The sequence below is a fragment of the Staphylococcus pasteuri genome (genome assembly GCF_030547725.1).
GTDB lineage: Bacteria > Bacillota > Bacilli > Staphylococcales > Staphylococcaceae > Staphylococcus > Staphylococcus pasteuri.
The window spans coordinates 173,328-197,627 of sequence record NZ_JAUOQO010000004.1; the positions used below are offsets into that span (position 1 = coordinate 173,328).

At 31.3% G+C, this 24,300-nt stretch carries 28 protein-coding genes and 1 pseudogene; 17 read left to right on the top strand and 12 right to left on the bottom strand.

What is annotated here, in order from left to right; translation table 11 throughout:
• The first annotated feature begins 3 nt into the window (after positions 1 to 3).
• From uxuA to Q4528_RS05885, 7 genes are all read left to right on the top strand, one after another.
• Positions 4 to 1,050 (top strand): mannonate dehydratase, encoded by a 1,047-nt coding sequence (gene uxuA, locus Q4528_RS05855; RefSeq protein ID WP_303520821.1) that lies wholly within the window; start codon positions 4 to 6, stop codon positions 1,048 to 1,050.
• Positions 1,051 to 1,070: 20 nt separating this feature from the next.
• Positions 1,071 to 1,913: an SDR family oxidoreductase gene (locus tag Q4528_RS05860; protein WP_029056610.1), complete on the top strand. Its 843-nt coding sequence runs from the start codon at positions 1,071 to 1,073 to the stop codon at positions 1,911 to 1,913.
• Between the two features lie 19 nt (positions 1,914 to 1,932).
• Positions 1,933 to 3,741 (top strand): beta-glucuronidase, encoded by a 1,809-nt coding sequence (uidA, locus tag Q4528_RS05865; protein WP_303520823.1) that lies wholly within the window; start codon positions 1,933 to 1,935, stop codon positions 3,739 to 3,741.
• A 574-nt stretch (positions 3,742 to 4,315) separates the two neighbouring features.
• Positions 4,316 to 5,500, top strand: coding sequence for an acetyl-CoA C-acetyltransferase (locus Q4528_RS05870; RefSeq protein WP_154875764.1), 1,185 nt, complete (start codon positions 4,316 to 4,318; stop codon positions 5,498 to 5,500).
• Between the two features lie 268 nt (positions 5,501 to 5,768).
• The gene (locus Q4528_RS05875; RefSeq protein ID WP_303520830.1) at positions 5,769 to 6,308 is read left to right on the top strand and encodes a hypothetical protein; all 540 of its coding nucleotides are present in this window, start codon (positions 5,769 to 5,771) and stop codon (positions 6,306 to 6,308) included.
• Positions 6,309 to 6,342: 34 nt separating this feature from the next.
• A complete protein-coding gene (locus tag Q4528_RS05880; RefSeq protein ID WP_017636677.1) occupies positions 6,343 to 6,906 on the top strand; it encodes a DUF805 domain-containing protein in 564 nt (187 codons plus the stop codon).
• A 17-nt stretch (positions 6,907 to 6,923) separates the two neighbouring features.
• A complete protein-coding gene (locus tag Q4528_RS05885) occupies positions 6,924 to 7,478 on the top strand; it encodes a zinc-ribbon domain-containing protein (RefSeq protein WP_046467336.1) in 555 nt (184 codons plus the stop codon).
• 656 nt (positions 7,479 to 8,134) lie between these two features.
• Here Q4528_RS05885 and Q4528_RS05890 read toward each other — a convergent pair.
• The 4 genes from Q4528_RS05890 to Q4528_RS05905 form a co-directional block, all read right to left on the bottom strand.
• On the bottom strand, positions 8,135 to 8,698 hold the full coding sequence (locus Q4528_RS05890) for an LPXTG cell wall anchor domain-containing protein (protein ID WP_038978326.1): 564 nt from the start codon (positions 8,696 to 8,698) through the stop codon (positions 8,135 to 8,137).
• Positions 8,699 to 8,923: 225 nt separating this feature from the next.
• Positions 8,924 to 9,844, bottom strand: coding sequence for a membrane lipoprotein lipid attachment site-containing protein (locus tag Q4528_RS05895; RefSeq protein ID WP_017637592.1), 921 nt, complete (start codon positions 9,842 to 9,844; stop codon positions 8,924 to 8,926).
• 29 nt (positions 9,845 to 9,873) lie between these two features.
• On the bottom strand, positions 9,874 to 10,194 hold the full coding sequence (locus Q4528_RS05900) for a hypothetical protein (protein ID WP_017637593.1): 321 nt from the start codon (positions 10,192 to 10,194) through the stop codon (positions 9,874 to 9,876).
• A 14-nt stretch (positions 10,195 to 10,208) separates the two neighbouring features.
• Positions 10,209 to 10,688 carry an HTH domain-containing protein gene (locus Q4528_RS05905; RefSeq protein WP_017637594.1) on the bottom strand — a complete coding sequence of 160 codons (480 nt, stop codon included), beginning with the start codon at positions 10,686 to 10,688 and terminating at the stop codon, positions 10,209 to 10,211.
• Between the two features lie 687 nt (positions 10,689 to 11,375).
• Here Q4528_RS05905 and Q4528_RS05910 point away from each other — a divergent pair.
• Entirely contained in the window at positions 11,376 to 12,521 is a 1,146-nt protein-coding gene (locus Q4528_RS05910; RefSeq protein WP_017637596.1) for an MFS transporter, read from the top strand.
• Positions 12,522 to 12,825: 304 nt separating this feature from the next.
• Here Q4528_RS05910 and Q4528_RS05915 read toward each other — a convergent pair whose 3' ends face one another.
• Both Q4528_RS05915 and Q4528_RS05920 read right to left on the bottom strand, forming a co-directional pair.
• Positions 12,826 to 13,008 carry a hypothetical protein gene (locus tag Q4528_RS05915; protein WP_017637598.1) on the bottom strand — a complete coding sequence of 61 codons (183 nt, stop codon included), beginning with the start codon at positions 13,006 to 13,008 and terminating at the stop codon, positions 12,826 to 12,828.
• A 29-nt stretch (positions 13,009 to 13,037) separates the two neighbouring features.
• Complete coding sequence (locus tag Q4528_RS05920) at positions 13,038 to 13,238, bottom strand: hypothetical protein (protein ID WP_046467337.1); 201 nt, start codon at positions 13,236 to 13,238, stop codon at positions 13,038 to 13,040.
• Positions 13,239 to 13,578: 340 nt separating this feature from the next.
• Here Q4528_RS05920 and Q4528_RS05925 point away from each other — a divergent pair, with 340 nt between their 5' ends.
• Positions 13,579 to 13,821, top strand: coding sequence for a hypothetical protein (locus tag Q4528_RS05925; RefSeq protein WP_046467338.1), 243 nt, complete (start codon positions 13,579 to 13,581; stop codon positions 13,819 to 13,821).
• A gap of 127 nt (positions 13,822 to 13,948) precedes the next feature.
• Here Q4528_RS05925 and Q4528_RS05930 read toward each other — a convergent pair whose 3' ends face one another.
• From Q4528_RS05930 to Q4528_RS05940, 3 genes are all read right to left on the bottom strand, one after another.
• A complete protein-coding gene (locus Q4528_RS05930) occupies positions 13,949 to 14,584 on the bottom strand; it encodes a class I SAM-dependent methyltransferase (protein WP_303520839.1) in 636 nt (211 codons plus the stop codon).
• Between the two features lie 191 nt (positions 14,585 to 14,775).
• Positions 14,776 to 14,958 (bottom strand): hypothetical protein, encoded by a 183-nt coding sequence (locus Q4528_RS05935; RefSeq protein WP_046467340.1) that lies wholly within the window; start codon positions 14,956 to 14,958, stop codon positions 14,776 to 14,778.
• A gap of 41 nt (positions 14,959 to 14,999) precedes the next feature.
• Positions 15,000 to 15,173, bottom strand: a complete 174-nt coding sequence (locus Q4528_RS05940; RefSeq protein WP_197073467.1) for a hypothetical protein — start codon at positions 15,171 to 15,173, stop codon at positions 15,000 to 15,002.
• 154 nt (positions 15,174 to 15,327) lie between these two features.
• Here Q4528_RS05940 and Q4528_RS05945 point away from each other — a divergent pair, with 154 nt between their 5' ends.
• The gene (locus tag Q4528_RS05945) at positions 15,328 to 15,459 is read left to right on the top strand and encodes a hypothetical protein (RefSeq protein WP_303520843.1); all 132 of its coding nucleotides are present in this window, start codon (positions 15,328 to 15,330) and stop codon (positions 15,457 to 15,459) included.
• A 280-nt stretch (positions 15,460 to 15,739) separates the two neighbouring features.
• Complete coding sequence (locus Q4528_RS05950; protein ID WP_177244147.1) at positions 15,740 to 16,342, top strand: stage II sporulation protein M; 603 nt, start codon at positions 15,740 to 15,742, stop codon at positions 16,340 to 16,342.
• 310 nt (positions 16,343 to 16,652) lie between these two features.
• Here Q4528_RS05950 and Q4528_RS05955 read toward each other — a convergent pair whose 3' ends face one another.
• Positions 16,653 to 17,222, bottom strand: coding sequence for an LPXTG cell wall anchor domain-containing protein (locus Q4528_RS05955; RefSeq protein ID WP_046467343.1), 570 nt, complete (start codon positions 17,220 to 17,222; stop codon positions 16,653 to 16,655).
• A 299-nt stretch (positions 17,223 to 17,521) separates the two neighbouring features.
• Positions 17,522 to 18,403, bottom strand: coding sequence for a LysR family transcriptional regulator (locus Q4528_RS05960; RefSeq protein ID WP_046467344.1), 882 nt, complete (start codon positions 18,401 to 18,403; stop codon positions 17,522 to 17,524).
• Between the two features lie 103 nt (positions 18,404 to 18,506).
• On the opposite strand from Q4528_RS05960, the gene Q4528_RS05965 reads away from it, so the two are divergent.
• The 6 genes and pseudogenes from Q4528_RS05965 to Q4528_RS05990 all read left to right on the top strand — a co-directional run bounded on the left by Q4528_RS05965 (position 18,507) and on the right by Q4528_RS05990 (position 23,044).
• Complete coding sequence (locus Q4528_RS05965) at positions 18,507 to 19,082, top strand: UbiX family flavin prenyltransferase (protein WP_046467345.1); 576 nt, start codon at positions 18,507 to 18,509, stop codon at positions 19,080 to 19,082.
• A gap of 13 nt (positions 19,083 to 19,095) precedes the next feature.
• Positions 19,096 to 20,526: pseudogene (locus tag Q4528_RS17155) on the top strand (non-oxidative hydroxyarylic acid decarboxylases subunit C).
• 1 nt (position 20,527) lies between these two features.
• Positions 20,528 to 20,755, top strand: a complete 228-nt coding sequence (locus Q4528_RS05975; protein ID WP_046467347.1) for a non-oxidative hydroxyarylic acid decarboxylases subunit D — start codon at positions 20,528 to 20,530, stop codon at positions 20,753 to 20,755.
• A 12-nt stretch (positions 20,756 to 20,767) separates the two neighbouring features.
• Complete coding sequence (locus Q4528_RS05980) at positions 20,768 to 21,235, top strand: hypothetical protein (RefSeq protein ID WP_046467348.1); 468 nt, start codon at positions 20,768 to 20,770, stop codon at positions 21,233 to 21,235.
• Between the two features lie 159 nt (positions 21,236 to 21,394).
• Entirely contained in the window at positions 21,395 to 21,739 is a 345-nt protein-coding gene (locus Q4528_RS05985; protein WP_052728893.1) for a hypothetical protein, read from the top strand.
• Positions 21,740 to 22,063: 324 nt separating this feature from the next.
• On the top strand, positions 22,064 to 23,044 hold the full coding sequence (locus Q4528_RS05990; RefSeq protein ID WP_046467349.1) for a tRNA dihydrouridine synthase: 981 nt from the start codon (positions 22,064 to 22,066) through the stop codon (positions 23,042 to 23,044).
• Between the two features lie 225 nt (positions 23,045 to 23,269).
• On the opposite strand, the gene Q4528_RS05995 is transcribed toward Q4528_RS05990, so the two are convergent.
• The gene (locus tag Q4528_RS05995) at positions 23,270 to 23,998 is read right to left on the bottom strand and encodes a CHAP domain-containing protein (RefSeq protein WP_029056602.1); all 729 of its coding nucleotides are present in this window, start codon (positions 23,996 to 23,998) and stop codon (positions 23,270 to 23,272) included.
• Positions 23,999 to 24,300: the final 302 nt, after the last annotated feature.

The window sequence follows — 24,300 nt, forward strand, 5'->3', positions numbered from 1 at the left end:
ATTATGAAAATGTCATTTAGATGGTATGGGAAAGATGATCCCATTAGCTTAGAATATATTAAACAAATACCAGGGATGAAAGGTATTGTAACTGCGATATACGATGTGCCAGTTGGAGAGGTATGGCCATTAGATAAAATCAAAGCATTAAAACAAGAAGTGGAAGATGCAGGTATGGAAATATCTGTGATTGAAAGTGTACCAGTACATGAAGATATTAAATTAGGTAAATCAACAAGAGATAAATATATTGAAAATTATTGCCAAACTTTACGCAATTTAGGACAAGTCGGTATTAACACAGTATGTTATAACTTTATGCCAGTATTCGACTGGACAAGATCTCAATTAGATTATCGCTTAGACGATGGATCTACATGCTTAATTTATGATGAGAAAGATGTTGAAAAAATGAATCCACTAAGTGGTGAATTATCATTACCTGGTTGGGATTCAAGTTATACAAAAGAAGACTTAAATCAATTATTTGAAGATTATAAACAAGTGGATGAAGAAAAATTATGGGAAAACTTAAATTACTTTATTCAAAAAGTCATTCCGGTCGCTGAAGAGGAAGACGTTCTAATGGCGATACATCCGGACGATCCACCTTGGAATATCTTTGGCTTACCACGTATCATCACTAACAAAGAAAACTTAGAACGATTCATTAACTTATATGATTCTAGAAGTAATGGATTAACAATGTGTTCTGGTTCTTTAGGTGCAGATAGAAAAAATGACTTTGTAGATATGTTACGTTATTTCGGCCAAAAAGACCGTGTTCATTTTGTACATGCACGTAATGTTAAATTAATTGGTGACAAATCATTCCAAGAATCTGGTCATTTATCTGAAGATGGATCTATTGATATGTATGAAGTCGTTCAAGCAATGTATGATTTCGGATATGAAGGACCAATTAGACCTGACCATGGACGTATGATATGGGGCGAAACAGGTAAACCAGGTTATGGATTGTATGACCGTGCCTTAGGTGCAACATATTTAAATGGGTTATATGAAGCAGTTAGTAAAACTAACAAATAAACTAAAGGAGAAATCAATTTATGAAATTACCTTTCAATATAGATTTAACTAACAAAGTAGTAGTAATTACAGGCGGAACAGGCGTACTTGGAAGTGCGATGTCAACAGCATTAGCACAAAGTGGCGCTAAAGTCGCTATGGTTGGAATTGCAGATGATAATAATGGTTTAGTTGATCAAATCAAAGCATTAGGTGGAGAATCTAAAGTATTTTTAGGAGACGTCACTAAAAAAGCGGACATGGAAAGAGTAAAACAAGAAGTTAATGAAGCTTTCGGTAGCGTTGATATTTTAATCAATGGCGCTGGCGGAAATTCTCCAAAAGGTACAACTGATGATGAACGTTTTGAAGGCCAACTTGATCAAGAAGGTAAGACATTCTTCGACTTAGATGAAAAGAGCGTAGGATTTGTGATGGATCTTAACTTCTTAGGTACATTTATTCCTTCACAAGTATTCGCAACTGATATGTTAGATAAAGAAGAAGCATCAATTATCAACATTTCATCTATGAACGCATTTACACCATTAACTAAAATTCCTGGTTATAGTGGTGCTAAAGCAGCAATTAGTAACTTTACACAATGGTTAAGTGTTTACTTCTCTAAAACTAATATTCGCGTCAATGCGATTGCACCAGGATTTTTATTAACAAAACAAAATGAAGCATTATTATTAAATGAAGACGGAAGTTACACTGATCGCTCTAGAAAAATCATCAATGCGACACCTATGGAGCGCTTTGGTAAACCAGAAGAACTTATTGGTGCATTATTATTCCTAGTAAGCGAAGAAGCATCTAGCTTTATAAATGGTGTAGTATTACCGATTGATGGAGGATTTAACGCATATTCTGGTGTTTAATGAATAGGAGGAGCTTAAGTTGTTATATCCAATATTTACAGAAACAAGACAACTACTTGATTTATGTGGAACATGGAAATTTAAATTAATTCAGCATCAAGAGAAAATTGATGTAAGCCAACCTTTAGATACAGATGAGGTAATGGCTGTTCCCGGTTCATTTAATGATCAAGGTGTGATTCAAACTATTAGAACTCACGTAGGTGATGTATGTTATGAACGCGACATCATTATTCCTAAACATCTAAAAGGTGAACGCATTGTATTAAGATTCGGCTCTGTGACACATCATGCTAAAGTTTATATCGATGGTCAAGAAGTCGTGACACATTCAGGTGGATTCTTACCATTTGAAGCGGATATTTCTGATATCGCTACTGTTGGTGCACACCGTTTAACAGTTGTTGTGAACAATGTTCTGACACACAGTACATTACCTGTAGGAAACTATAGTGAACGTACAGATAAATACGGCAATGTGACACCTGTCAATGTACCTAACTTTGACTTCTTTAACTACTCAGGTATTCATCGCCCAGTGAAAATTTATTCAACACCTCAAACTTATATTGAGGACATTGTTATTAATCCTGAAGTAAAAAGTGAATCACAAAGTATTGTGAATTACAAAGTGAGCACACAACAACACGGTGATCAAATCGACAAAGTTAAAGTAACTGTTTTAGATGAAGAAGGAACAGTAGTCGCTGAACATGAGGGTACTGAAGGTCAGATTACTATTGAAAATCCACGTCTATGGGAACCATTGAATGCTTATTTATACAATATGAAAGTAGAATTATTAAATGGTACTGAGTGCGTGGATGTTTATACTGAACGTTTTGGTATTCGTTCAGTTGAAGTGAAAAACGGTCAATTCTTAATTAATAATAAGCCATTTTACTTTAAAGGATTCGGTAAACACGAAGATACTTTTTATAATGGACGTGGCTTAAATGAATCAGCTAATGTGATGGATATTAACTTGATGAAATGGATTGGCGCAAACTCATTTAGAACATCACACTATCCTTATTCAGAGGAAATGATGCGTCTAGCTGATGAACAAGGTATTGTTGTGATTGATGAAACAACTGGTGTTGGTATTCATCTTAACTTCGCAGTCGAACTTATTGGTGATGCCGAACAACAAGATACGTGGAAAGATATTCAAACACATCAAGCGCACAAAGAAGTGATTGAAGGATTAATTGAAAGAGATAAAAATCACGCATGTGTAGTAATGTGGTCTATTGCGAATGAACCAGCTTCTAATGAAAAAGGTGCGAAAGAATACTTTGAACCATTTATTAACCTAGCAAGAGAAAAAGATCCACAAAATAGACCAGTGACAATTGTTACAATTCTAATGGCGCAACCAGATGTTTGTGAAGTACAAGATTTAGTTGATGTACTTTGTCTCAATAGATATTACGGTTGGTACACACAATCAGGTGATTTAGAAAGTGCTAAAGAAGCATTGGATAAAGAATTGTCTGAATGGTCTAAGCGTCAACCTAATAAACCAATTATGTTTACAGAATATGGCGCTGATACAGTTGCAGGTATGCATGCGATTGATGATCAAATGTTTACAGAAGAATATCAATTAAGATACTATAAAGCCAATCATGAAGTGATGGATCAATATCCTCAATTTATTGGTGAACAAACATGGAACTTTGCTGATTTTGAAACATCAAATGGTATTATCCGTGTTCAAGGTAATAAAAAAGGTATCTTCACTCGTGATCGTAAGCCAAAAGCTATCGCACATTACTTTAAAGAGCGTTGGCATAATATTCCAGATTTCGGTTATAAATCATAATCGAACCTAAACCCAAACCTTAACGAAGAGTTATAATGTAAGCTAAAAAATATAAAATATAAACAGACCAACATATAAAACCAACTAAAGCCTCCAACTTTAGTTGGTTTATTTTTATATACTGCTTTCAATTAGTACCCTTCCCAAGGTTCAGTTTTAGCCAGAAATACGACACAGATAAATCCGTGAATATTTCTAGGGTCTTCAACTAGTACGGTTTTCTCGGGGGTCTCGCTATAAATATGACGTATTAGTCTATAGATTTATTTTTAAATGCTGAATACTATTTTAATCATTTTAAAGAACTATGTGAATACTCTAGTGTTTCATTTTCAATTGCTGTTTTAATTTAAAATAATGCTGCTTGTTAATAGGCTCTTTCTGGTAAATGTGAATAAGATTTTGGTAAAATATCAACAATGAGTAAATAAAAATTTAGTCACTAACTTTTCATGTTAACTCAATTGATGAGTGATTTATCCATGATGTTATGGGTGAGGAAACGTTGATTTATTCATTAATGATGAAAACATGACATACCTATATATAAATGAGAAGGAGATGAATATGTCTTATGTCTAGAATCGTTTTAGCTGAAGCATATCGTACACCAATTGGCGTTTTTGGAGGTGCATTTAAAGACCTACCTGCCTACGAATTAGGAGCAACTTTAATACAACACATTTTAAAAACAACAAATATCGATCCTAAAGAAATTAATGAAGTTATCTTAGGCAATGTTTTACAAGCTGGCCAAGGACAAAACCCTGCACGAATTGCGGCGATGAAAGGTGGCTTACCAGAAACAGTACCATCATTTACAGTTAATAAAGTATGTGGATCAGGTTTGAAATCGATTCAACTTGCTTATCAATCTATTTTAGCTGGCGATAATGAAGTCGTACTCGCAGGCGGTATGGAAAGCATGTCACAGTCCCCAATGCTAATGAAAAATGCGCGCTTTGGATTTAAAATGGGCGACCAAAAATTAGTCGATAGTATGGTAGCAGATGGTCTAACGGACGTCTTTAATGACTATCATATGGGTATTACTGCTGAAAACTTAGTCGACAAATATAACATCAGCCGTGAAGCTCAAGATGAATTTGCAGCTCAATCCCAACAAAAAGCAGAAGCAGCACAAAATAGTGGCGCTTTTGACGCAGAGATTGTCCCAGTTGAAGTACCACAACGTAAAGGTGAACCTTTAGTAGTATCTCAAGATGAAGGTGTTCGAAAAGGAACAACAGCGGATAAATTAAGTCATTTAAGACCAGTCTTTAAAAAGGATGGCTCAGTGACAGCAGGTAACGCTTCAGGTATTAACGACGGGGCATCTGTGATGTTAGTGATGACTGAAGATAAAGCTAAAGAATTAAACATCAAACCTATCGCAGTGTTAGATGGTTTCGGTACAAGTGGTGTTGATCCTTCTATTATGGGTATTGGACCAGTTGAAGCGGTTAATAAAGTATTACAACGTACAAATAAATCAGTAGATGACATTGATGTATTTGAATTAAACGAGGCATTTGCATCACAAGCCTTAGCTGTAAATCAAGAACTTCAATTACCAGAAGATAAAGTTAATACTAAAGGCGGCGCAATTGCGTTAGGTCATCCTATCGGCGCATCAGGTGCACGTATTTTAGTAACACTTTTACATCAATTAAATGAGGACAAACAAACAGGACTTGCTTCATTATGTATTGGTGGCGGACAAGGTATCGCAACAGTCGTGTCACGTTATCAAGATTAAATAGAGATATTATAAAAGAATCATTAAAAAATAGTAATACAAAAATAAAAAAGTGAATAAAGGTCGGAGATATTACTTTCTTCGATTGGAGTTAAAAGGCAATTTCTATTTAGAAATTGTCTTTTTTATTATGCGGATTTTTGAAATTTTACTCCATGTATATAGTTTAACAATATATTAAATTAATTTGTAAAAATGTTATAACTATAGTAAAAAACAAATAATATTGTGTTAAAATATTGTTACTAAACAAAAAGGATGGAGAAACATGAAAATTAAATATTTAGCAGTACCTAGTTTAGCTATTACTTTATTATTAACTGGTTGTGGTCAAAAAGATAGTGATAATAATAAAGAATCTAAAGATAAACAAGAAGAAAAAAAGAAAGATAGTAAGAAAGAGAAATCAAAAGATAAAACTACAAATAATTCTACAGAAAATAATTCTAATGAGAGCAATCAACAAAATAATAGTACTCAAGAAGCTTCAAATAATTCTAATAACCAACAAGAGACACAAGCCGAAGCCAATGAACGTATGCAAAATGAAAGTCGTTCAGAACATAATGGAATGAGCAACTCTGAATATGCTGAAAAAGTCTCTAATGACGCTAACAGTAATAGTAAAGAATATCAAGATTACTTAAACGCTAAAGAAAGTCAGCACGCTGTAACTCACCTAACACCTGAACAAAAAGCTAATGGTGCAGGTGGTGGTGGAGCTGCTTGGAATTATGCAGATGAAGATGAAAGTTTTAATGATTGGAAAGAAAGAACTGATAGTGAGAAAGCCCAGGCCGGTTATTAAAAAATAATTAATAAGATTAGGAGATTAAAATAATATGTATTGTCCAAATTGCGGAAATAAGTTAGAAAGTAATACTAGATTTTGTGCTAATTGTGGTACGCCAATTAATAACGATAGCTCTAATCAAGGTTATCAAGAAAATAATTACTACAATCAAACTCAATCTATTCAGCAAACTAAATCACAAAAGAATCCATGGGAATTATATGTAGACGCTTGGAAGAATGCTTTTAATTATCAAGGTATTACTTCTCGTCGAGGATTTTGGTGGACATATTTAATTCATGTAATTATTGGTATAGTCCTTACTCTATTTGTACTCTTAATACAAGCTACTGATAGTATTTTAGAATTGTTATTAATAGGTATCTTATACCTACCTTTAGTTGCTATTAGTGCAAGAAGAATGAGAGATACTAATAAATCAATATATTGGGGAATAATCCCTATAGTAGTTCAATGGTTTTTCCAGCCAGTTATGGTTGGGGATTATTTAAGCGGTGTTATGCAAATTGCTGTGATACCTTTAACTATAGTTTTTATTGTTTTTGCTTGCCAACGTACTAAAAATACTGAAAATAGAGAGAGAATTAATTAATGTGAGGAAATAAATTTATGTATTGTTCGAATTGTGGAAATAAATTAACAAGAGGATCAAAATTTTGTGAACATTGTGGAACTCCATTAAATAATGTTGAATATGACAACTATCAACATCCAGATGAAAGCTTTAATAATGATAAACAATTAAAGAATAATGATTTCCCTACTAAAAACCCGTGGGAATTATATTTAGATACTTGGAAAAATATATTTAATTATAAAGGTGTCACATCACGTAGAGGATTTTGGTGGGCTTTTTTATTTCATGATATTTCATTAGCATTAGTAAGTGGAATACTTAGCAGGTCTACACTACTAATTTTTATTTTAAGAGTAATTATCTTCTTACCTATTTTATCAAGTGGAGTTAGAAGAATGAGGGATGTTAATAAACCAATATTTATACCTTATGTGTTAATTATCGGAAGCTTGGTCTTTAATGAAAATATGTTTTATTCATACATCTTATTAATTCCTAGAATTATATTATTTATCACAATGGTTATATTTATTGTTTTTGCTTGTTTTGAAACTAAAAACTATAACAATCGTGATAGAATTAATTAACTTTACTTTGCTAAGTCAAGTTGTATTATTTTAAAAAATATTTTAATTTTATCGAGTTGTATTTAATCCAATAACCGTGCATATTCAAAAGAAAAGACGAAATTTAGGTAAAAAACCTTAACTTTAAGCAAGTCTGTCTACTATGTATAATAAAGATTTTAAAATATTAGTTAACAAAATTGTCATATGTCATCACTTAAACTAAGAAAGTGAGGTGATGTCTATATGACGATAAACTTCGATTTAGGTTTATCTTTGGCTTTTAGTATTATTGGAACTATCTATTTAGTTATAAAGATGAATATAAAAAATAAGCCCTCGTATTGGAGTACGAGAGTAAAATATAAAAGAAGTAATAACACATAGAGTTGACGAGTTCACAATACGTTAACTAAGTTTTATGTCCAGTTCGTTTTTACGAACTGGTTTTTTGTTATCTATATACTAGCTTACTACATTTACACATAACAACATCAAAGGTGTATCTTTTTGTGCTTTTTGTTTGTTTATGATAATATTTTTTCGTGAATTTATACACAAAAATTGTGTATAAAAACAATTACTTATTTATACGAACCTATGTTAAAAATGCACCCACAAATTTAGATTTTTAGTCCAATTTTTGGGTGCACATTGAATACTTCCATAGTTAGTTGTTATTGGTTTTTAGATACACGTCTGAATGTTAATAATGAACCTACAGCTAATAAAATAGCTGCTAATGTTGTAACGAATGTTGTATTAGATTGTCCTGTTTCTGGCAATGCTTTAGCTTGGTCTTGGGTATTGTTTTGAGTTGTAGCATTACTATTTGTAGCTTGTGTTTGTTGTTCGTTTTGTTGAGTATTTACTGTATTGTTAGTCGCTTTTTCTGATTGGTTATTATTTTGAGTAGGTTGGTTTTGTGCTTTAGCGTAAACAATACTTTTTGTTGGTTCTTGAGGATTATTACCAACGACGCGACCATCTTTGTAAACTTTTGCAGATGCAATTCCGTTATCTTTTTCCGTACCGAATCCTAACGTGTAATAATCGCCTTTATCTTCAATATTACCTGCAGTGATTTTACCTGCATTATTATATTTTGAACCAATTGTTTGTTCTGCATATTTCTTAACATTTGCGTCATTGATGACTTGGTCGGCATGTGCTGTTCCTAGACCTGTAAATAATAACGTTCCTGCTACTGTTGTGGCACCTAACATAGTTAATTTTTTCATTTTAAATGCACTCCTCATTATTTTTGTGATTTTTATTTATATTTCACAGTGATGATTAATCGTAAAATATAAATTTAGATAAATAGTTCGTCATGGTTTTTAACCTCCCAATACAGGTTTTTTAAAATGAAATAAGATAATGATTTATAAAATGAAATAAGATAATGATTTATAAAATGAAAGACACCATAAATACAGTGATTAATGGTGCCTATACATAGAAGTTTATAAATTGTCGAATGAATGATCTTCTTTGTCTTTCTCTTGTTTGCCAGAATCGGTATCGTTATAATCAATGACTTTAGTTACGTTATCTTTGTCATCTTTAGTGACTTTAGTATTTTTTGGTACTTCAACTAATGTTAATTCTGAAATATATTGATCAATTTTAGGTTGATTGTCATTATCAACATCACTCGTTAATTTCGCAAATCCGGCAAATGTTTTACCTTTATATTCAAATGGCTCGATTTCGTAGTCTGACGATTGAGGGAAGTTACTTTTTAAGCCATCTTCATCAATTTTGTTATGGTTAGATAGCCAATCTGTTTTTTCTTCACTAATGTCACCACTCATATCCATTTCTCTTTGATAATCGGCTAATCGCACGTCTTCTTTGAGAGCGTCACCTTTTTTAGTGTATAAAATAGTTTTCAAATCAGAAGGCTCGTATTTAATGTTGACTTTATTTTGGTCATCATTAATGCCATGATTCATCTCATATTCTGTTAGCTTAGTTAATTTACGGTCAATATCTGAAACATCAGTACTAACGAGTTGATCAAAACTTACTTGATCATTGATTTTGTCGCTATAATTGTAACCTTGTCCGTCTTTAATATAGCCAATATTAGTGATACTGAATTTTTTCAAACTATCTTTTGGATGTTTGATGAAATCGTTGTTAGATACTTTTTCACTTGGAACACTATCGTTTTTTAATGTAACGATTAATTGTTCTTTTGGATTGTCTAACAATTGTTTAAGTTGAACAGTTTTAGTTGAATGATGTGAACTATCCTTAGTTTGATGTTTGTCTGATTCCGCTTTGTGACTTGAGTTAGACTGACCGTCGTCTTGATGTGATGTACTACAAGCTGTTAATAGTAATGTTGCACCTAATATACTTACTAAAATTCTTTTCACTATAAAAAACATCCTTTGAATTTAAAATATTATTTCACACGTGTGAATGTAGTTTCGTCATCTGCTGCTTCACCGGGTTCTTCGGTAACTGTAAGTGTGTCATCTTTGACTTTAACGTAAGCTGTTTCACCTACCAATTTGATCTTAGCTAAATCTTTATGGTCTTCATCGTCTTTAATCGTTCCTTCAACTGTAGATCCTTCAATGTTAACTTTTAATTTATCGTCTTTAACTGTCAGTTCTTGACCTTCACTGTTTTTCCATTTTCCTTCAGCTTGTTTTGCGGGGCCATTAGAACAAGCCGCCGCAAAAGTAATTAGTAAAGTTAATAGTATTAGAATTTTTTTCATGTGGTTAATCTCCTTTAAATTTTGTTTAATATATAATTATTTTGTAATTTCCATAATTCTTTGCTAAATGTCTCAATTAATGTTTGAGGTGAAACCATACGTAAAGAATGTCGATACATGAAACAGAGGTTAAGTGCATCAGATTCTGATATCGCAAGTACCACTGTGATTGTTTGACGCGTTCTTTGAATGGTATACGTTTCATATTGTTTGTTTAATTGTCTATAGAGTTGATAAGTCATTTCATAAGTTACATTGATATAAGTAGGGTCATCGTCTTGGGTGAATTGATGTGATAAATAATAATTACATGTTGATTTTTCATATATTATTGTTTGATTATGTGTATTTAAAAATGACTTAATATCTTTAATATCTCTTTGAATCGTGCGTTCATTTGTATTAAAAAATCCAGCCATATGTTTAACGTTCACGTGATGGTTAGATAACAATTTTTTATAAATAGATAAAATTCTTTTTGTTTTGTACCCCACAGTGTCGTGCCCTCCCTAGCCATATTATATTGAAAAAGTTGCTTGATAATTGTCGTTTCAATGATTTTGTAGATATGGATTTAAAACGCTTTATCATGATGTTTTGAGTGTTTTAAGTTGGTAGAAATAAAAATAGAACCACTGACAAAATGTGTCGTGGTTCTAGTCGTCTTAGTAATGATTGATTTGTGATTATGGTGGGGCACTGTGTTTTATTAATAGTTCAATATAAACTTGAATATATGTCATGTCTCTTCATCCTTTTTTACGTATTCAAGTTGTAAACTAAGAAACAATTGAAAATTGTTTCTCTTGAACTTGAACTTTGGAATGAACAAAGTTTCATTTGGAGGAGGGGATAGGGATGTGTTGCAGTATAAGGAGAGAACGTGCAGTTAAAAATTATTTTTTCTTTGAAAAAATAATTTCGATTTTGGTTTAGTGGTGTGTTGATTTATGAATTGTCGAATGAAATTGAAAGGGTTATTAATGTATTTAAAAAGCCCCAAAGGTGGATTGAATATCCACCTTTGGGGTGATTGCTTTCGTATATCTCCTTAAATGTCTAAATAATATTGTTATCCTTTAAAAATATAATCCATTAATTGATTAATTGTAATTAATTTTAAAATTCAAATTAAAAGGATTACAATTATATATAGATAATAAATTTTAGAGGTGTTGGTCGTGAATATTAAAATTACTAAAATACTAGAATTAGTAATTTCATGGATTACGTTATTTATCATTGGTACGGATTTATTTGTCATATCGCCTTTGTTGCCAAACATTCAACAAAATTTTGATATCTCTAAATATGAAGCTAGTTGGTCTGTGACAGTATTTTCAATTATGTATGCTATCATGGCTCCAATATTTGGGATATTAGCGGATAAATGGGGGAAAAAACGTAATATAGTCGTTGGTTCAATCTTCTTTGCTTTATCTAATTTTTTAACGTTTTTAACTCCAAACTTTGTATTACTGTTAATTAGTAGAATTATTGCTGGTACCTCTGCGTCTATGATTACATCTTCAGTGTTTGCGATAACAGGGGATCTCGCACCGTCTTCTAAAAAAGGATTATGGCTATCAATAGCAACTTCTGGATTTTTAACTTCAATTTGGATTGGTGCTCCACTAGGAAATCTTTTAAGTAACATTACAAATTGGAGAACTGTATTTTTATATCTTTCAATAGCTTCGATCATCAGTGCTATTTTGATCATATTTATATATCCGAATCATATTAATTCTGGAAGTGCTCGTCAGCTTGATGCTAAAACACTTTCTCCTATTATCAAAGATGTTGTTGTGACTACATTTTGGGCATTTGCGATTTACGGTTTATACACTTATTTAGGCAGTGCACTACGAGATATTAATCATTTAAATTCAAGTATTGTGGGTGTTGCCTTTGTATTTTATGGTGTGGGAGCACTTGTAGGAAGTCTACTAGGTGGCGTACTTTCCGATCGCTTAAAAAATAATACATTGATTTCTAGCACATTTATCGGACTAGCCATTGCTTTAGTACTAGTAGGTATTACGTTTAAAAATATCTATCTAGTTTATCCTTTATTAACATTATTAGGTATAAGTGGCTATATTGTATTTTCAGCCTTTCAAGCCTTTATATCTAAACGTCATCGTGAAACATCAGGCAGTGCCATGTCTTGGAATCAAACTGCCATGTACTTAGGCATCACATTAAGTTCTGTTGTTGGAGGCATTTTAATAGAAAACAGTCATATTGTATTACTAACACTATCATGCGCGTTATCAGCGGTATTAGGAATGATTTGGTTTAAATCTCGAATAAAACATAGCTAATATGTATAGCGGACTGTTTTAGAAAAATAGATGATTTTTTTGAAAAGTGAATACGGCATATGTTCTTTATATTTATGGTTTTATTTTTAAAACGAAATTTGTATGGTTTATCAACGAAAAATCCCCTCAAAATTAGAATTGGAATCTAACTTTGAGGGGATACATTTATCTATAATAATTTAGTCTATTTTTTATTTTTCTTATTACGTTCGTTCATAGAAATGATTATCGGTAATAAACCACAACAAATCATGATCATGAATAAAGTTTCAGCGTTCATGTTAAAACACCTCATTTGTTTTAATTATTTATGTTCTTTTAATTTTTGATATGATGTATAAAATTTAACGCTATCTACAAAAGCCAAAATTAATGGATATAAACTAGCCAAATAGTTATGCTCATAAAAAATGAAATAGGCAGCAACGGTTAAACAAATTAAAAATAAAATAGTGGTTAAAATAAGCATTGATTTATGGTTTTCCATATATTATGTTTCACCTCTATAAATTCACTTTAGTTGTTGTTATGTTCATCATCTTCCTTATTAGGTTTAGTTAAAATATCTGTGGTAAATCCCCATACTGCGACAATAGCAACAAATAGCAATGAATATAGAGCATTAATGTAATCTGTTGTAATGACAAGTATTCCATATACGATTACAAATAAAGTTAACAGTAAAAAAGAAATAGTTCTTATTTTAGATTTAGTCATAGTATAGTCAACCTTTCACGTTACTTTTAAAATTCTATTTTTTTAAATAAGGTTTTTCTAACGGGATAGCTAATGATTACACATTTCTATTCATCTAGTTTTATTATTGAATATAATGTTTTATCGTAAAAAATTCTCTTTTCATTAAAATACTTCTCATAATTTATGATAACTTAAAAATACAATATTTATCTACATATTTTATGTATTTTTATAAAAACAAAGGAATTAGATTAATATATTCAAAGTGAAAAATATTAAATTAAAATGAATAATTCATATATACCGATTACACATAAAGATTAATATGTTATGTTGAAGAAAAAAGGGTGTGGAAAATATGCTAACTAAAAACATAAAGTATCCATATACTAAATTCATTTTTGATGTTGTTGGTGTGGTTTCAAGCATTGGTCTCTTATTATTATTGATATTTAATTCTTACGCTAATTTTGAAAGTAATGGTAGTTCAGAGTTGGGAATTGAATGGACAGGAAATACTTTAATTTCTGGAGCTATATTAATTGGTCTAATCGTAGTATGTGCTTGTGTTTCTTTTATTCTTAAAAAAATTAAACAATAATAAGAATTATATGTTTTTAACTCGTATAATCGAATAGACAGTATTAAAGGCAACTTTTATTAAGTTGCCTTTTGTATTTTAAGTCAACATTTGACTCAAATCATCTTTTAATTTTTAAACTTTTGAATCATCGTTTGTTTTCTATGATAATTTCCCATGCAAAAGTATTTTTTTGAGTGATAGTATATTGGAAATCATTTTTCTTAAGTAAAGTGTCTATTTCTTCTAGATAGGGATAGTATTCAGTTTTTAAGTCTTCAACTAAATTAATGTAGTTCTTTTTTGTATATTTCTCTATAATTTCTTTTTTAGATAATTCATCTTTGAATAACGTATCTAATATAATAATATGTCCATCCGTATTTAAATGCCTTTTCATATTCTTAAACGCAGCATCTTTCTCTTTAAAAGTAAGGTGATGGAAAGAAAATGAAGCAACAATAAAATCGAATTTCTTAGTTGTAGGAATATCTAAAAAGTGCCCATATTCAATATCGATATTCTTATCTTTTTTAGCAACTTCGCGCATTTCTTTGGAAGGATCAATAGACAAAATGTTTTTTATATCATTATTTTTATACATTAACTCTGTTAAATTTCCGGTACCAGCACCAATATCTAGAACATCACCATAAACCTTTTTAGATATTGGTGAAATTAGATCGTTATAGTTATAAAATACATCATAATATTCCTCGTTATTACCATTAACTGTTTGATCATAGTCGTTTGCCCAATTTTTAAAAATATCCATAAACCGCATAAAGAAGTCCCCTTTTCGAGTAATCATATAGAAATCATCAACTTTAAAATACTACTTTTTGTTTTATATTTCATCATATAAGTCTTATTACCTTATAGAATATGTAGGTTTTATTGCAAAGTCAGAAAAAAGACACCTTAATTAAAAGCTGTCTTTTGTATTTTAAGTCAATATCTGAGTTGAATAGTTTTTCAATTTTTAGATTTTTTGTTTTGATAATAGCGAGTAATTATCAAGGCAGTAATAGCACATGCGATGCCACCAATTAATCTAGCAATCCATATATTGATTGGAGCACTTTCGAAAATCATCAATACCATATTACCAACAAAAATAGATATAAAAATTATTAAAATAGTTCTTAACGTAGACATATCATCGACCTCTTTCATCTATAAGTACTAGCATCAAACTTTTATTTATTTTTATCCTTCAGTAAATCAGAAGTTGGAGTAAAAAACAAAGCTAATATAATACTTGTTGCTAGGCAGTCAATCCATGAGAAATCTTTAGCTAAAATCCAGTCAATAACGTAATGAACTATAAAAATAAATATAAAAAAGAATAAAAATCTCCGAAGATGCTTCATAATAACGTCTCCTTCAATGGCATTCTTTTTATTAAAATTGGAGTTAAATATTTTAATAAATCAATATTAATGATTTCTTTGTAGAAAAACATTTATTATTAACCAAATTAGTTGAATGAGTAATGGTATGCCAAACAGGCCAACCAATAACCAAATGAATGTCATCAATTCTCTAGATGTTGCACTAGTGAGTCCATTAAACATGGAATATATTACTATAAATAGTATTATTAATAACCAAAATGAGGATACACACCACCATAATATCCAAGATAATCTCATATAATAAACTCCTTTTATGATTACGATAACATTTATATTTAACTAAATCATGTAATATTAAAATATTTAATAGAATAAGAAGGAATAAAATACTAACAGATTAACAAAGTTCTATAGCAGAATCTAATGTATATGGAATATAATTAATAAATTCAGATTGTAAAATAAAAAATAAATTAAAAATTAATGGTAACTAGAAATCATTTTATGTTAAAAATATAAGAGAGGATAATTATTTATAGAGTTAAAATATTTTAAGAATTTTCATTAATGAGGTGTAAATAGTGTTCGAAATTAAAGATGACAGTTACGTTAAACGTGCATTCAAAGTATTCATAGGTACAATGATTGTTTTGTTAATTACCTTTATTTTAGCGCTTATATTTAGTCCTTCATTAGAGACATTCAAACATATTGGAGATAAAGTTAATATAACTGCAACACATGGTTTAGAAAAAGTTTGGCAATATATTGTAAATAATGGTCTTAAAACTCCATTACAAATGTTCATACTTTCTTTAATTCCAATTCCATTTTTATATTGTTTAAATTTAATATCTACTACAGTCATAACTGGAATTATGTTTGGTTTTGCGATTAACTTTGACTTGCACAAAGGTACAATAATGGTAGTTGGTGCAATTCCACATGCAATTCTAGAATTACTAGCATTTTGTTTCGTAGTCAGCGCACTGTATAAATTTAATCAAGCAATTGTTAGAAAAGTAAGTAATATGTTTAGAAAAACTAAAAAAGTTAATTATTCTATTAAATTAGCCTTTGCTAATCTAATCAAAATCTATGTTTTAATTGCTTTACCTCTATATATTATCGCAGCCTTTTTAGAAACCTACTTTACAGATTTTATAAATAATATATTCGCTTAAATATATTTTGAGAGACAAGTTTCTAAAATTAGAGTGGAGGTTCGAATGAGGTATGACAAAAAGAAACTTAAGACTATTATTTAATATTATCTTTTCTGTATTATTCGTTCTTTACTTTGGACTTGAATTTTTTACAAAAATAAATGCGTTTTATTACTTTATACCAATTATTATTTTAATGGTTATTTGTTTAATATTAAGAGATAAATTAGCACCCCAAAATGGCAGATGAGCTATGAAAAACATAAATAATAGGGATAAAAAAAGAGTACAAAGCATTGCTTTGTACTCTAAATTAGTCTATATGAACTTATTTATTATCTTTAGAAAAGCGTTTGAAAGTTAATAATGAACCTGCTGCTAACATTACTGCTGCAATCATAGTTACTAAAGTTGTGTTAGATGTTTCACCAGTTTCTGGTAAAGCTTGAGTTTCAGATTGTGCTTGAGTATTGTCTTGAGTTACTGTGTTATCAGTGGCTTGAGTAGATACATTGTTGTCAGTAGCTGGTGTTTGTTGATCGTTGTTTTGAGTAGTTGCAAATTCATATTTTCCTGCTTTTTCGAATTCAGCTTTACTATCATCATCAGCACCTAAAATACCTGATACTGCTTCAACTGTACCATCTTTATAAACTCTTACACCACCAACACCGGCACCAGATTTATTACTATAATTAATGAAATAATAATCACCTTTGTCTTCAGCATTTCTAAAGTTTACGTTTTCAGGTGATTGACCATCTTTTTTCATTACGTCAGTAGCAATATTTGCTGCATTGTTAGGTGTTACTTGACTTTCAGCAGCATGTGCATTAACCCCTGTAAATAATAATGCGCCTGCTAAAGTTGTTGCCCCTAAAATTTTAGTTGTTTTCATAAAAATATCTCCCATCTATAATTTTTTGAATAATTCTTAGTATTTAGACAATACAAATAAATTGTCATAAAATGTATGAATTATTAGGTATAGTATATGATTTTAATTTACAAAATTTAAGTACATTAACATGAATATAATAATATGTGTCACGATGGATAGTTACTATGAAAGAGGTTTAGTTAAAATTAGTGGTCATAAAAAATAGGAAACGCCCTCGATAATTTATCACCAAAAACTTCATTTATTATATGCACAAATCCCTTCACTACTCGTCATAGTGAGGGGACTTTTTAGGTTCATTCTAATATCATGTCTATATATTTTGATAAGTGGGTCGGTTGGTAATTATCTTTTTTCCAAGCTAGTTTAATTTCTAGTTTCCATGGGTTATTTTGAATAGGTAAAACGGTATATTTCTTTCTAATCTCATCGGTAATCAGGGAACTTGGTAGGATCGTTCCACCAAATCCTCTGGCTAAAAGTTGTGATAATACTGAAGAATCGTGACATTCACATAAAATCTCCGGATTAAGTTGATATGTTTTAAGTGTATCAACAATTTGTTTGTATAAACCTGTACCATTATTGGAATCTAATAAAATTAAAGGTAGTTCAGCTATCTCGTTAATAGATATCGTTTTACCTAAATGACTTTCATTGTTAATAGGAGCGACATAGACACAATAATCTTCAATAATAGGTACATACATAATTTCTGAAAAGCTTTCCGTTTCGTGTATGTAGGCGATATCTATTTTTCTATCATTTAAAAGATGTAATAAACTCAAACTATCTTCTTCCCAAATATTAAAATTAATATTGTCGGTAATTAAACATTGATAGTTTTCAATATCCTTAAACATTAACTGTGAAGAATATATCGTCGTTCCTATCGAAAGTTTTTTATTAACTTTTTCATCCATTTCTCTAGCTTGCATAATGATATTATCAGTTTTATATAATAATTCTCTCGCTTTTTCTAAAAAGAATACACCTTGTTCAGTTAGCGCTATACCTTTGTTGTTTACTCTCTTAAATAGCTTAAACCCTAGCTCAGCTTCTAATATTTTTAACTGTCTGCTCAATGGTGGTTGTGAAATATTTAGTGTTTTAGCAGCCTTTGTGATACTGCCTGCATCAGCAATCGTGACAAAGTATTTTAATTGACGAAATTCCATTTTACTCACCCATACCTTTTAAGTATATATACGATATTAATTATATATTTATTGTATCAGTATATTAAGTCATATAATAGATATTGAGAGGAGGTCATATCTATTGAAAATTATTGTTGGAATTTCAGGTGCAACGGGTGCCATTTTTGGTATTAGATTGTTAGAAGTTTTAAAAGATGTTGAAAATGTAGAAACACACCTAGTTATGTCACCTTGGGCTATCACTACTATTAAAGAAGAAACAGACTATAGTGCGTCTGAAGTACGTGAACTAGCTGATTATCATTATTCAGATAAAGATTTAGGTGCAGCGATTTCAAGTGGCTCATTTAATGTTGATGGCATGATTATAGCACCTTGTAGTATGAAATCTTTAGCCTCTATTAGTGTAGGTTTAGCAGATAATCTTATTACTAGATCGGCAGATGTCATTCTTAAAGAAAATAAAAAATTAGTATTAATGACAAGAGAAACGCCTCTCAATCAAATACATTTAGAAAACATGCTTAAACTATCAAAAATGGGTGCTACTATATTCCCACCTATGCCCGCTTTTTATAATCATCCTAAAAACTTAAACGAAATGATTGATCATATCGTTTATCGATTATTATCACAATTTAATATTCATAGATTACCTGACGAAAAAGTATGGACAGGATTAAATAAATCAAAATAAAGGAGAGACAGATATGGCTTATAAAGATTTAAGAGGGTTTTTAGACTTATTAGAGTCAGAAAATCAATTATTAAGAGTAAAAGAAGAAGTTATGCCTGAACCAGATATTAGTGCAATTGGTCGCGCAACACCAGACATGGATAGTGCACCTGCAGTAATGATAGAAAACATTAAAGGTTATAATACACCACTAGTATTGAACGTACATGGTAGTTGGCAAAATCATGCGTTAATGCTTGGATTACCTAAAAATACTTCTATCAAAGATCAATTCTTTAATTTAAAAGAAAAATGGGACAAATATCCAATTGGACCTGAATGGATAGACAAAAAAGATGCCCCTGTTAAAGAAAATGTGATTACTCAAGAAGACGGAATTAATTTATTTGATGTATTACCATTATTCCGAATTAATGAAGCAGATGCAGGATTTTATTTATCAAAAGCATTAATCGTAAGTAAAGACCCTGACAAACCTGATAATTATGATGAACAAAATATTGGTACATATCGTGTCCAAGTAAAAGGTAAAGATAAAGTAGGTATCCAACCAATTCCTTTTCATGATATCGCTGTTCATTTACAACATGCTGAAGAAAAAGATGAACCACTACCAATCGCAATTTGTTTAGGTAATGACCCAGTATTAAGTTTCATGGCTAGTACTCCAATTGAATATGTTCAATCTGAATATGACTTCGCTGGTGCATTAAAAGGTGAACCAATTGAACTAACTAAAAGTGAACATGGTAATTTAGATATTCCTGCACGAAGTGAAATTGTATTAGAAGGTTATATTGAACCAAGAAAACGTGAAATTGAAGGACCATTTGGTGAATTCCCTGGTAGTTATTCAGGTGCAAGAAGATAGCCAACAGTTAAAATCACTAAAATCACACATAGAACTAATCCAATCTTTGAAAACTTATATTTAGGTATGCCTTGGACTGAAATTGATTATCTAATGGCATTAAATACAAGCTTACCTCTATACAAACAATTGAAACGAGACTTCCCAGAAGTTGAAGCAGTGAATGCGATGTATACACATGGTATTGGTACAATCGTTTCTACTAAATCCCGTCTTGGTGGTTATGGTAAAGCAGTCGCAATGCGTTTACTTTCAACACCACATGGTATGCCATATACTAAAGTCGCAATTATTGTTGATGAGTTTGTTGACCCATTCAATCTTGAACAAGTGATGTGGGCAATTACTACAAGAGTAAGACCTGATAAAGACGTGTTCAAAGTGCCAGCAGCGCCAGGTATGCCACTAGACCCATCTTCAGAACCAGCTGGTATGCATACTAAATTAGTCATCGACGCAACAACGCCAACAGGTGCTGACAAAGCGAGAGATACTAACTTACTAGAAACACCTAAAAATTTAGATACATGGACTAAAAAATTAGATGAATTAAGAAATGGGGAGGAAAAATAATATGATGTGTCCAAGATGTGATTCAAAAGACGTAGAATTATTAACTAAAGCACCTAAAGATGATGCATGGGAAGTACACATTTGTAATACTTGTACTTTCTCATGGAGAAGCACAGAGGGTGAACATATAACAGACCCAGAAAAGTACGATAAAAGATTTAAATTAAATCCTGAAGAATTCGAAAGCTTAGATCAAATTCCACCTATCCCAGAACTAAAATCTAAATAGTTTAGAAAGGAAATGTCTATGAAACTTTCTAATGAAGTTGTTGAATTACTCAATGGTAAACAGTTAAATGAAAAGCAAGATTTAGCAATGATGTTACAATCTGTGACTGAAGACGGTTACCCTCATACTGCTATGGTGAGTGTAGGGGAAGTTGTAGCAGTGAATTCAGAGCAACTTAGAATTGCCTTGTGGCCCGACACAAAAACAACCAATAGTCTTATAAAATTAAAAAAAGCAAGCCTTGTTATCGTTCATAATCATAAAGTGAATTACATCGAATTAGATGTAAACTTCATGGCTCAAATTCAGATAGATTCTTTTGAAAGAGCATGCTTTGAAGCAAATGTTAAATCTTTCAAAGAAGATGTTGCAAAATATGCGGATATTGACACAGGCATTACTATTACATTGAAAGATCCAGAAGACGTTCTTCAAAGATGGAGAACAACGATTGATCGATTATTAGAAGTCAGTAATTAATATGTGTAGGCACTGATGAATGTTGGTCAATTGATAACAGTAATTTTAATCCCTTTGTTATTTTAACTAACTCCTCCAAGTATTAAGTTAAATAATGGAATATGCTGGCGTAAAATAGTCAGGAAAGTAATAAGATAAATTTAAGTACGTTAAAATCCCTTGTTAGCCAAATGTTTAACAAATGATGATTTAAATAACTTATCTACAAGTAAGCCTAAAAATGAAGAAGAACAAAAAGAGAAAAATAAACAAATCTTATATTGGGCAGAATATGAAATTAGACAATATACTCATTCAAATTTGACGATTGATAACCTAGCGAGTAATAAAGATAAAATCACATTACTAACTGGAGAAGAATCTAAAGGGAACTTTGTTTACAAAGTTAACCAATATATTGCTGAGCAATTAAATATTGATGTTGTTGAGACACCTAATGGCCACTTTGGTTATGTACAACAGCCAGAAGCATTTAAAAATGTGTTATTAAACGCTTGGTTCTAAATGAGATTAAGAAAAGTTGTGAAAATATCTAAGTTGATTGGTATTTTCACAACTTTTTATTTATGCACAGTAATAGGATATATAGTTGTTTAGGATTTAAAGGATAATGTGATTGATTGGAATTTAAACGTTATAATGCTTTCTTAATAATAGAATAGAGTAGACATTTGTTTTATGATTATATGAATTTTAGACTACTCTTAGGCATCCTTGGATCAAGTGGGTGACTTGTCTAAATTCCTTTTGTATAAGTTCATGATTTGTGGTAATATCATCATGCATAAAAATACGAGATACTAATAGATAAGAAGGTTTAAATATATTATGAAGGAAAATTTTTGGAGTGAACTACCACGTCCGTTTTTCATTTTAGCTCCTATGGAAGATGTGACGGATATCGTCTTTCGTCATGTCGTGAGTGAAGCGGCTAGACCGGATGTGTTTTTCACTGAATTTACAAACACAGAGAGTTTTTGTCATCCTGAAGGCGTGCATAGTGTTCGTGGACGCTTAACATTTAGTGAAGATGAACAGCCTATGGTTGCACATATATGGGGAGATAAACCCGAGCAATTCCGCGAAACAAGTGTCCGTTTAGCAGAGATGGGCTTTAAAGGTATTGATTTAAATATGGGTTGCCCTGTAGCAAACGTTGCTAAAAAAGGTAAAGGATCTGGCTTAATTTTAAGACCTGAAGTTGCGGCTGAAATTATTCAAGCGACTAAAGAAGGCGGATTACCTGTAAGTGTTAAAACGAGATTAGGTTATTATGAAATTGATGAATGGAGAGATTGGTTGAGACACGTCTTCGAACAAGACATCGCAAATCTTTCTATCCATCTTCGTACACGTAAAGAAATGAGTAAAGTCGACGCACACTGGGAACTCATCGAAGCCATTAAACAATTGCGAGATGAAATTGCACCGAATACATTATTAACAATTAATGGTGATATTCCAGACAGACAAACAGGTCTTGAACTTGCTGAAAAATATGGCGTTGATGGTGTCATGATTGGTAGAGGTATTTTCCACAATCCATTTGCCTTTGAAAAAGAACCACGTGAACATACGAGTAAAGAATTATTAGGATTGTTAAGACTACATTTATCATTATTCCAAAAATATGATAAAGATGAAGCCAAACAATTCAAAAGCTTACGTAGATTCTTCAAAATATACGTAAGAGGTATCAAAGGCGCTAGTCAGTTGAGGCACCAATTGATGGAGACAAAATCGATAGCCGAAGCACGTGAACTGCTTGATGAATTTGAAGCCAATATAGAAGAAGACGTAGAAATTTAAGAAGTGAGATAATGTTGCATCCCAAAGGTTGGACTAAAATCTAACTTTACGGGGTGCATTTGTATGGATAAATATTATAAATTTAAATACACTAAACACCCCTGTTAACCATATGGCTAGCAGGGGTGTTTTTTGGATATTTATCGCATTTTTAATCTCTTTTTATTTATAAGATAAACAGTTAAACATTTTCAGTTATTAAAAACATATGTCGAATTCAAACTTTTATAAGTGGATATAATTGTAAGATTTAGCTTGGCTAGCTGAAATCGTACGAGTGTCTGTTACATAAGGTCCGCCTGAATAGTTCATTTCAGAAACAGTAACGGATCCATCACTACCGACACTTTCTACATAAGCCACGTGACCATAAGTACCTTCAGATGTTTGTAGGATAGAACCTTTTTCAGGACTATTGTCTACAGTATAACCAGAAGATTGTGCTGCACTTGCCCAGTTGTTCGCATTGCCCCATGTACTAGGGATTTTTCCACCAGTTCTATCATAAACGTACCAAGTACATTGTCCAGCAGTGTATAAGTTACCAGATGTAGATGATGTTGTTTGTTTTGAAGTTGATGTAGTTGTAGATGAACTACTTGATGATGAGCTAGAGCTGCTTGAACTTGATGACGAACTATTACTTACTGATGTTGAATTTGATGTGTTGTTATTATGATTGAATGATTGTTGTTTAAACTGAGGTTGTTTATAACCGCTAGATTGATGATTATATTGCGGATGCCATTGACCATTCATTTGATTATAATTTTGATGATTTTGTTGATTAAATTGTCCATTAAACCCTCTAGGTCCTTGTTGATTAAATTGACCTTGTTGTTGAGGTGCTTGATGGTGATTATATTCTGCAGCGTCTGCATGATTAGCATTTATTCCTATTGCTGCTACACCGATGCCTGCTGTTAGAGTTGAAATTGTAACGATTTTTTTCATAATAAATAAGTCCTCCCAAAAATTTGTGATTCTACCATTAATTGAAGTAGCGATAGGTAGAATACACCGTCAGTTTTATTTATATTTTTTCGTCGCTCCCAACGACAAGGTATACTCTAACAGAAGAATTTGAGGTTATGGGTGATGTTACGTTTTCGTAATTGAAATTCAACTCAGTTGCACATCTCCGTAACAAAAGACTTTCCAATATTACTTGCTGTAACAAAACGTGAAGTGTAGATGTTTACTATATTAATTTAATATTTTGGCTTTATTGAATGCGCATTAACATTACAGAAAGT

Bases quoted from the DNA above. Each gene is read 5' to 3' on its own strand.
- uxuA (WP_303520821.1), top strand. From the start codon at position 4: ATGAAAATGTCATTTAGATGGTATGGGAAAGATGATCCCATTAGCTTA.
- Q4528_RS05860 (WP_029056610.1), top strand. From the start codon at position 1,071: ATGAAATTACCTTTCAATATAGATTTAACTAACAAAGTAGTAGTAATT.
- Q4528_RS05870 (WP_154875764.1), top strand. From the start codon at position 4,316: ATGTCTAGAATCGTTTTAGCTGAAGCATATCGTACACCAATTGGCGTT.
- Q4528_RS05875 (WP_303520830.1), top strand. From the start codon at position 5,769: ATGAAAATTAAATATTTAGCAGTACCTAGTTTAGCTATTACTTTATTA.
- Q4528_RS05880 (WP_017636677.1), top strand. From the start codon at position 6,343: ATGTATTGTCCAAATTGCGGAAATAAGTTAGAAAGTAATACTAGATTT.
- Q4528_RS05885 (WP_046467336.1), top strand. From the start codon at position 6,924: ATGTATTGTTCGAATTGTGGAAATAAATTAACAAGAGGATCAAAATTT.
- Q4528_RS05890 (WP_038978326.1), bottom strand. From the start codon at position 8,698: ATGAAAAAATTAACTATGTTAGGTGCCACAACAGTAGCAGGAACGTTA.
- Q4528_RS05900 (WP_017637593.1), bottom strand. From the start codon at position 10,194: ATGAAAAAAATTCTAATACTATTAACTTTACTAATTACTTTTGCGGCG.
- Q4528_RS05915 (WP_017637598.1), bottom strand. From the start codon at position 13,008: ATGGAAAACCATAAATCAATGCTTATTTTAACCACTATTTTATTTTTA.
- Q4528_RS05920 (WP_046467337.1), bottom strand. From the start codon at position 13,238: ATGACTAAATCTAAAATAAGAACTATTTCTTTTTTACTGTTAACTTTA.
- Q4528_RS05925 (WP_046467338.1), top strand. From the start codon at position 13,579: ATGCTAACTAAAAACATAAAGTATCCATATACTAAATTCATTTTTGAT.
- Q4528_RS05930 (WP_303520839.1), bottom strand. From the start codon at position 14,584: ATGCGGTTTATGGATATTTTTAAAAATTGGGCAAACGACTATGATCAA.
- Q4528_RS05935 (WP_046467340.1), bottom strand. From the start codon at position 14,958: ATGTCTACGTTAAGAACTATTTTAATAATTTTTATATCTATTTTTGTT.
- Q4528_RS05940 (WP_197073467.1), bottom strand. From the start codon at position 15,173: ATGAAGCATCTTCGGAGATTTTTATTCTTTTTTATATTTATTTTTATA.
- Q4528_RS05945 (WP_303520843.1), top strand. From the start codon at position 15,328: ATGAATGTCATCAATTCTCTAGATGTTGCACTAGTGAGTCCATTAAAC.
- Q4528_RS05955 (WP_046467343.1), bottom strand. From the start codon at position 17,222: ATGAAAACAACTAAAATTTTAGGGGCAACAACTTTAGCAGGCGCATTA.
- Q4528_RS05960 (WP_046467344.1), bottom strand. From the start codon at position 18,403: ATGGAATTTCGTCAATTAAAATACTTTGTCACGATTGCTGATGCAGGC.
- Q4528_RS05975 (WP_046467347.1), top strand. From the start codon at position 20,528: ATGATGTGTCCAAGATGTGATTCAAAAGACGTAGAATTATTAACTAAA.
- Q4528_RS05980 (WP_046467348.1), top strand. From the start codon at position 20,768: ATGTCTATGAAACTTTCTAATGAAGTTGTTGAATTACTCAATGGTAAA.
- Q4528_RS05990 (WP_046467349.1), top strand. From the start codon at position 22,064: ATGAAGGAAAATTTTTGGAGTGAACTACCACGTCCGTTTTTCATTTTA.
- Q4528_RS05995 (WP_029056602.1), bottom strand. From the start codon at position 23,998: ATGAAAAAAATCGTTACAATTTCAACTCTAACAGCAGGCATCGGTGTA.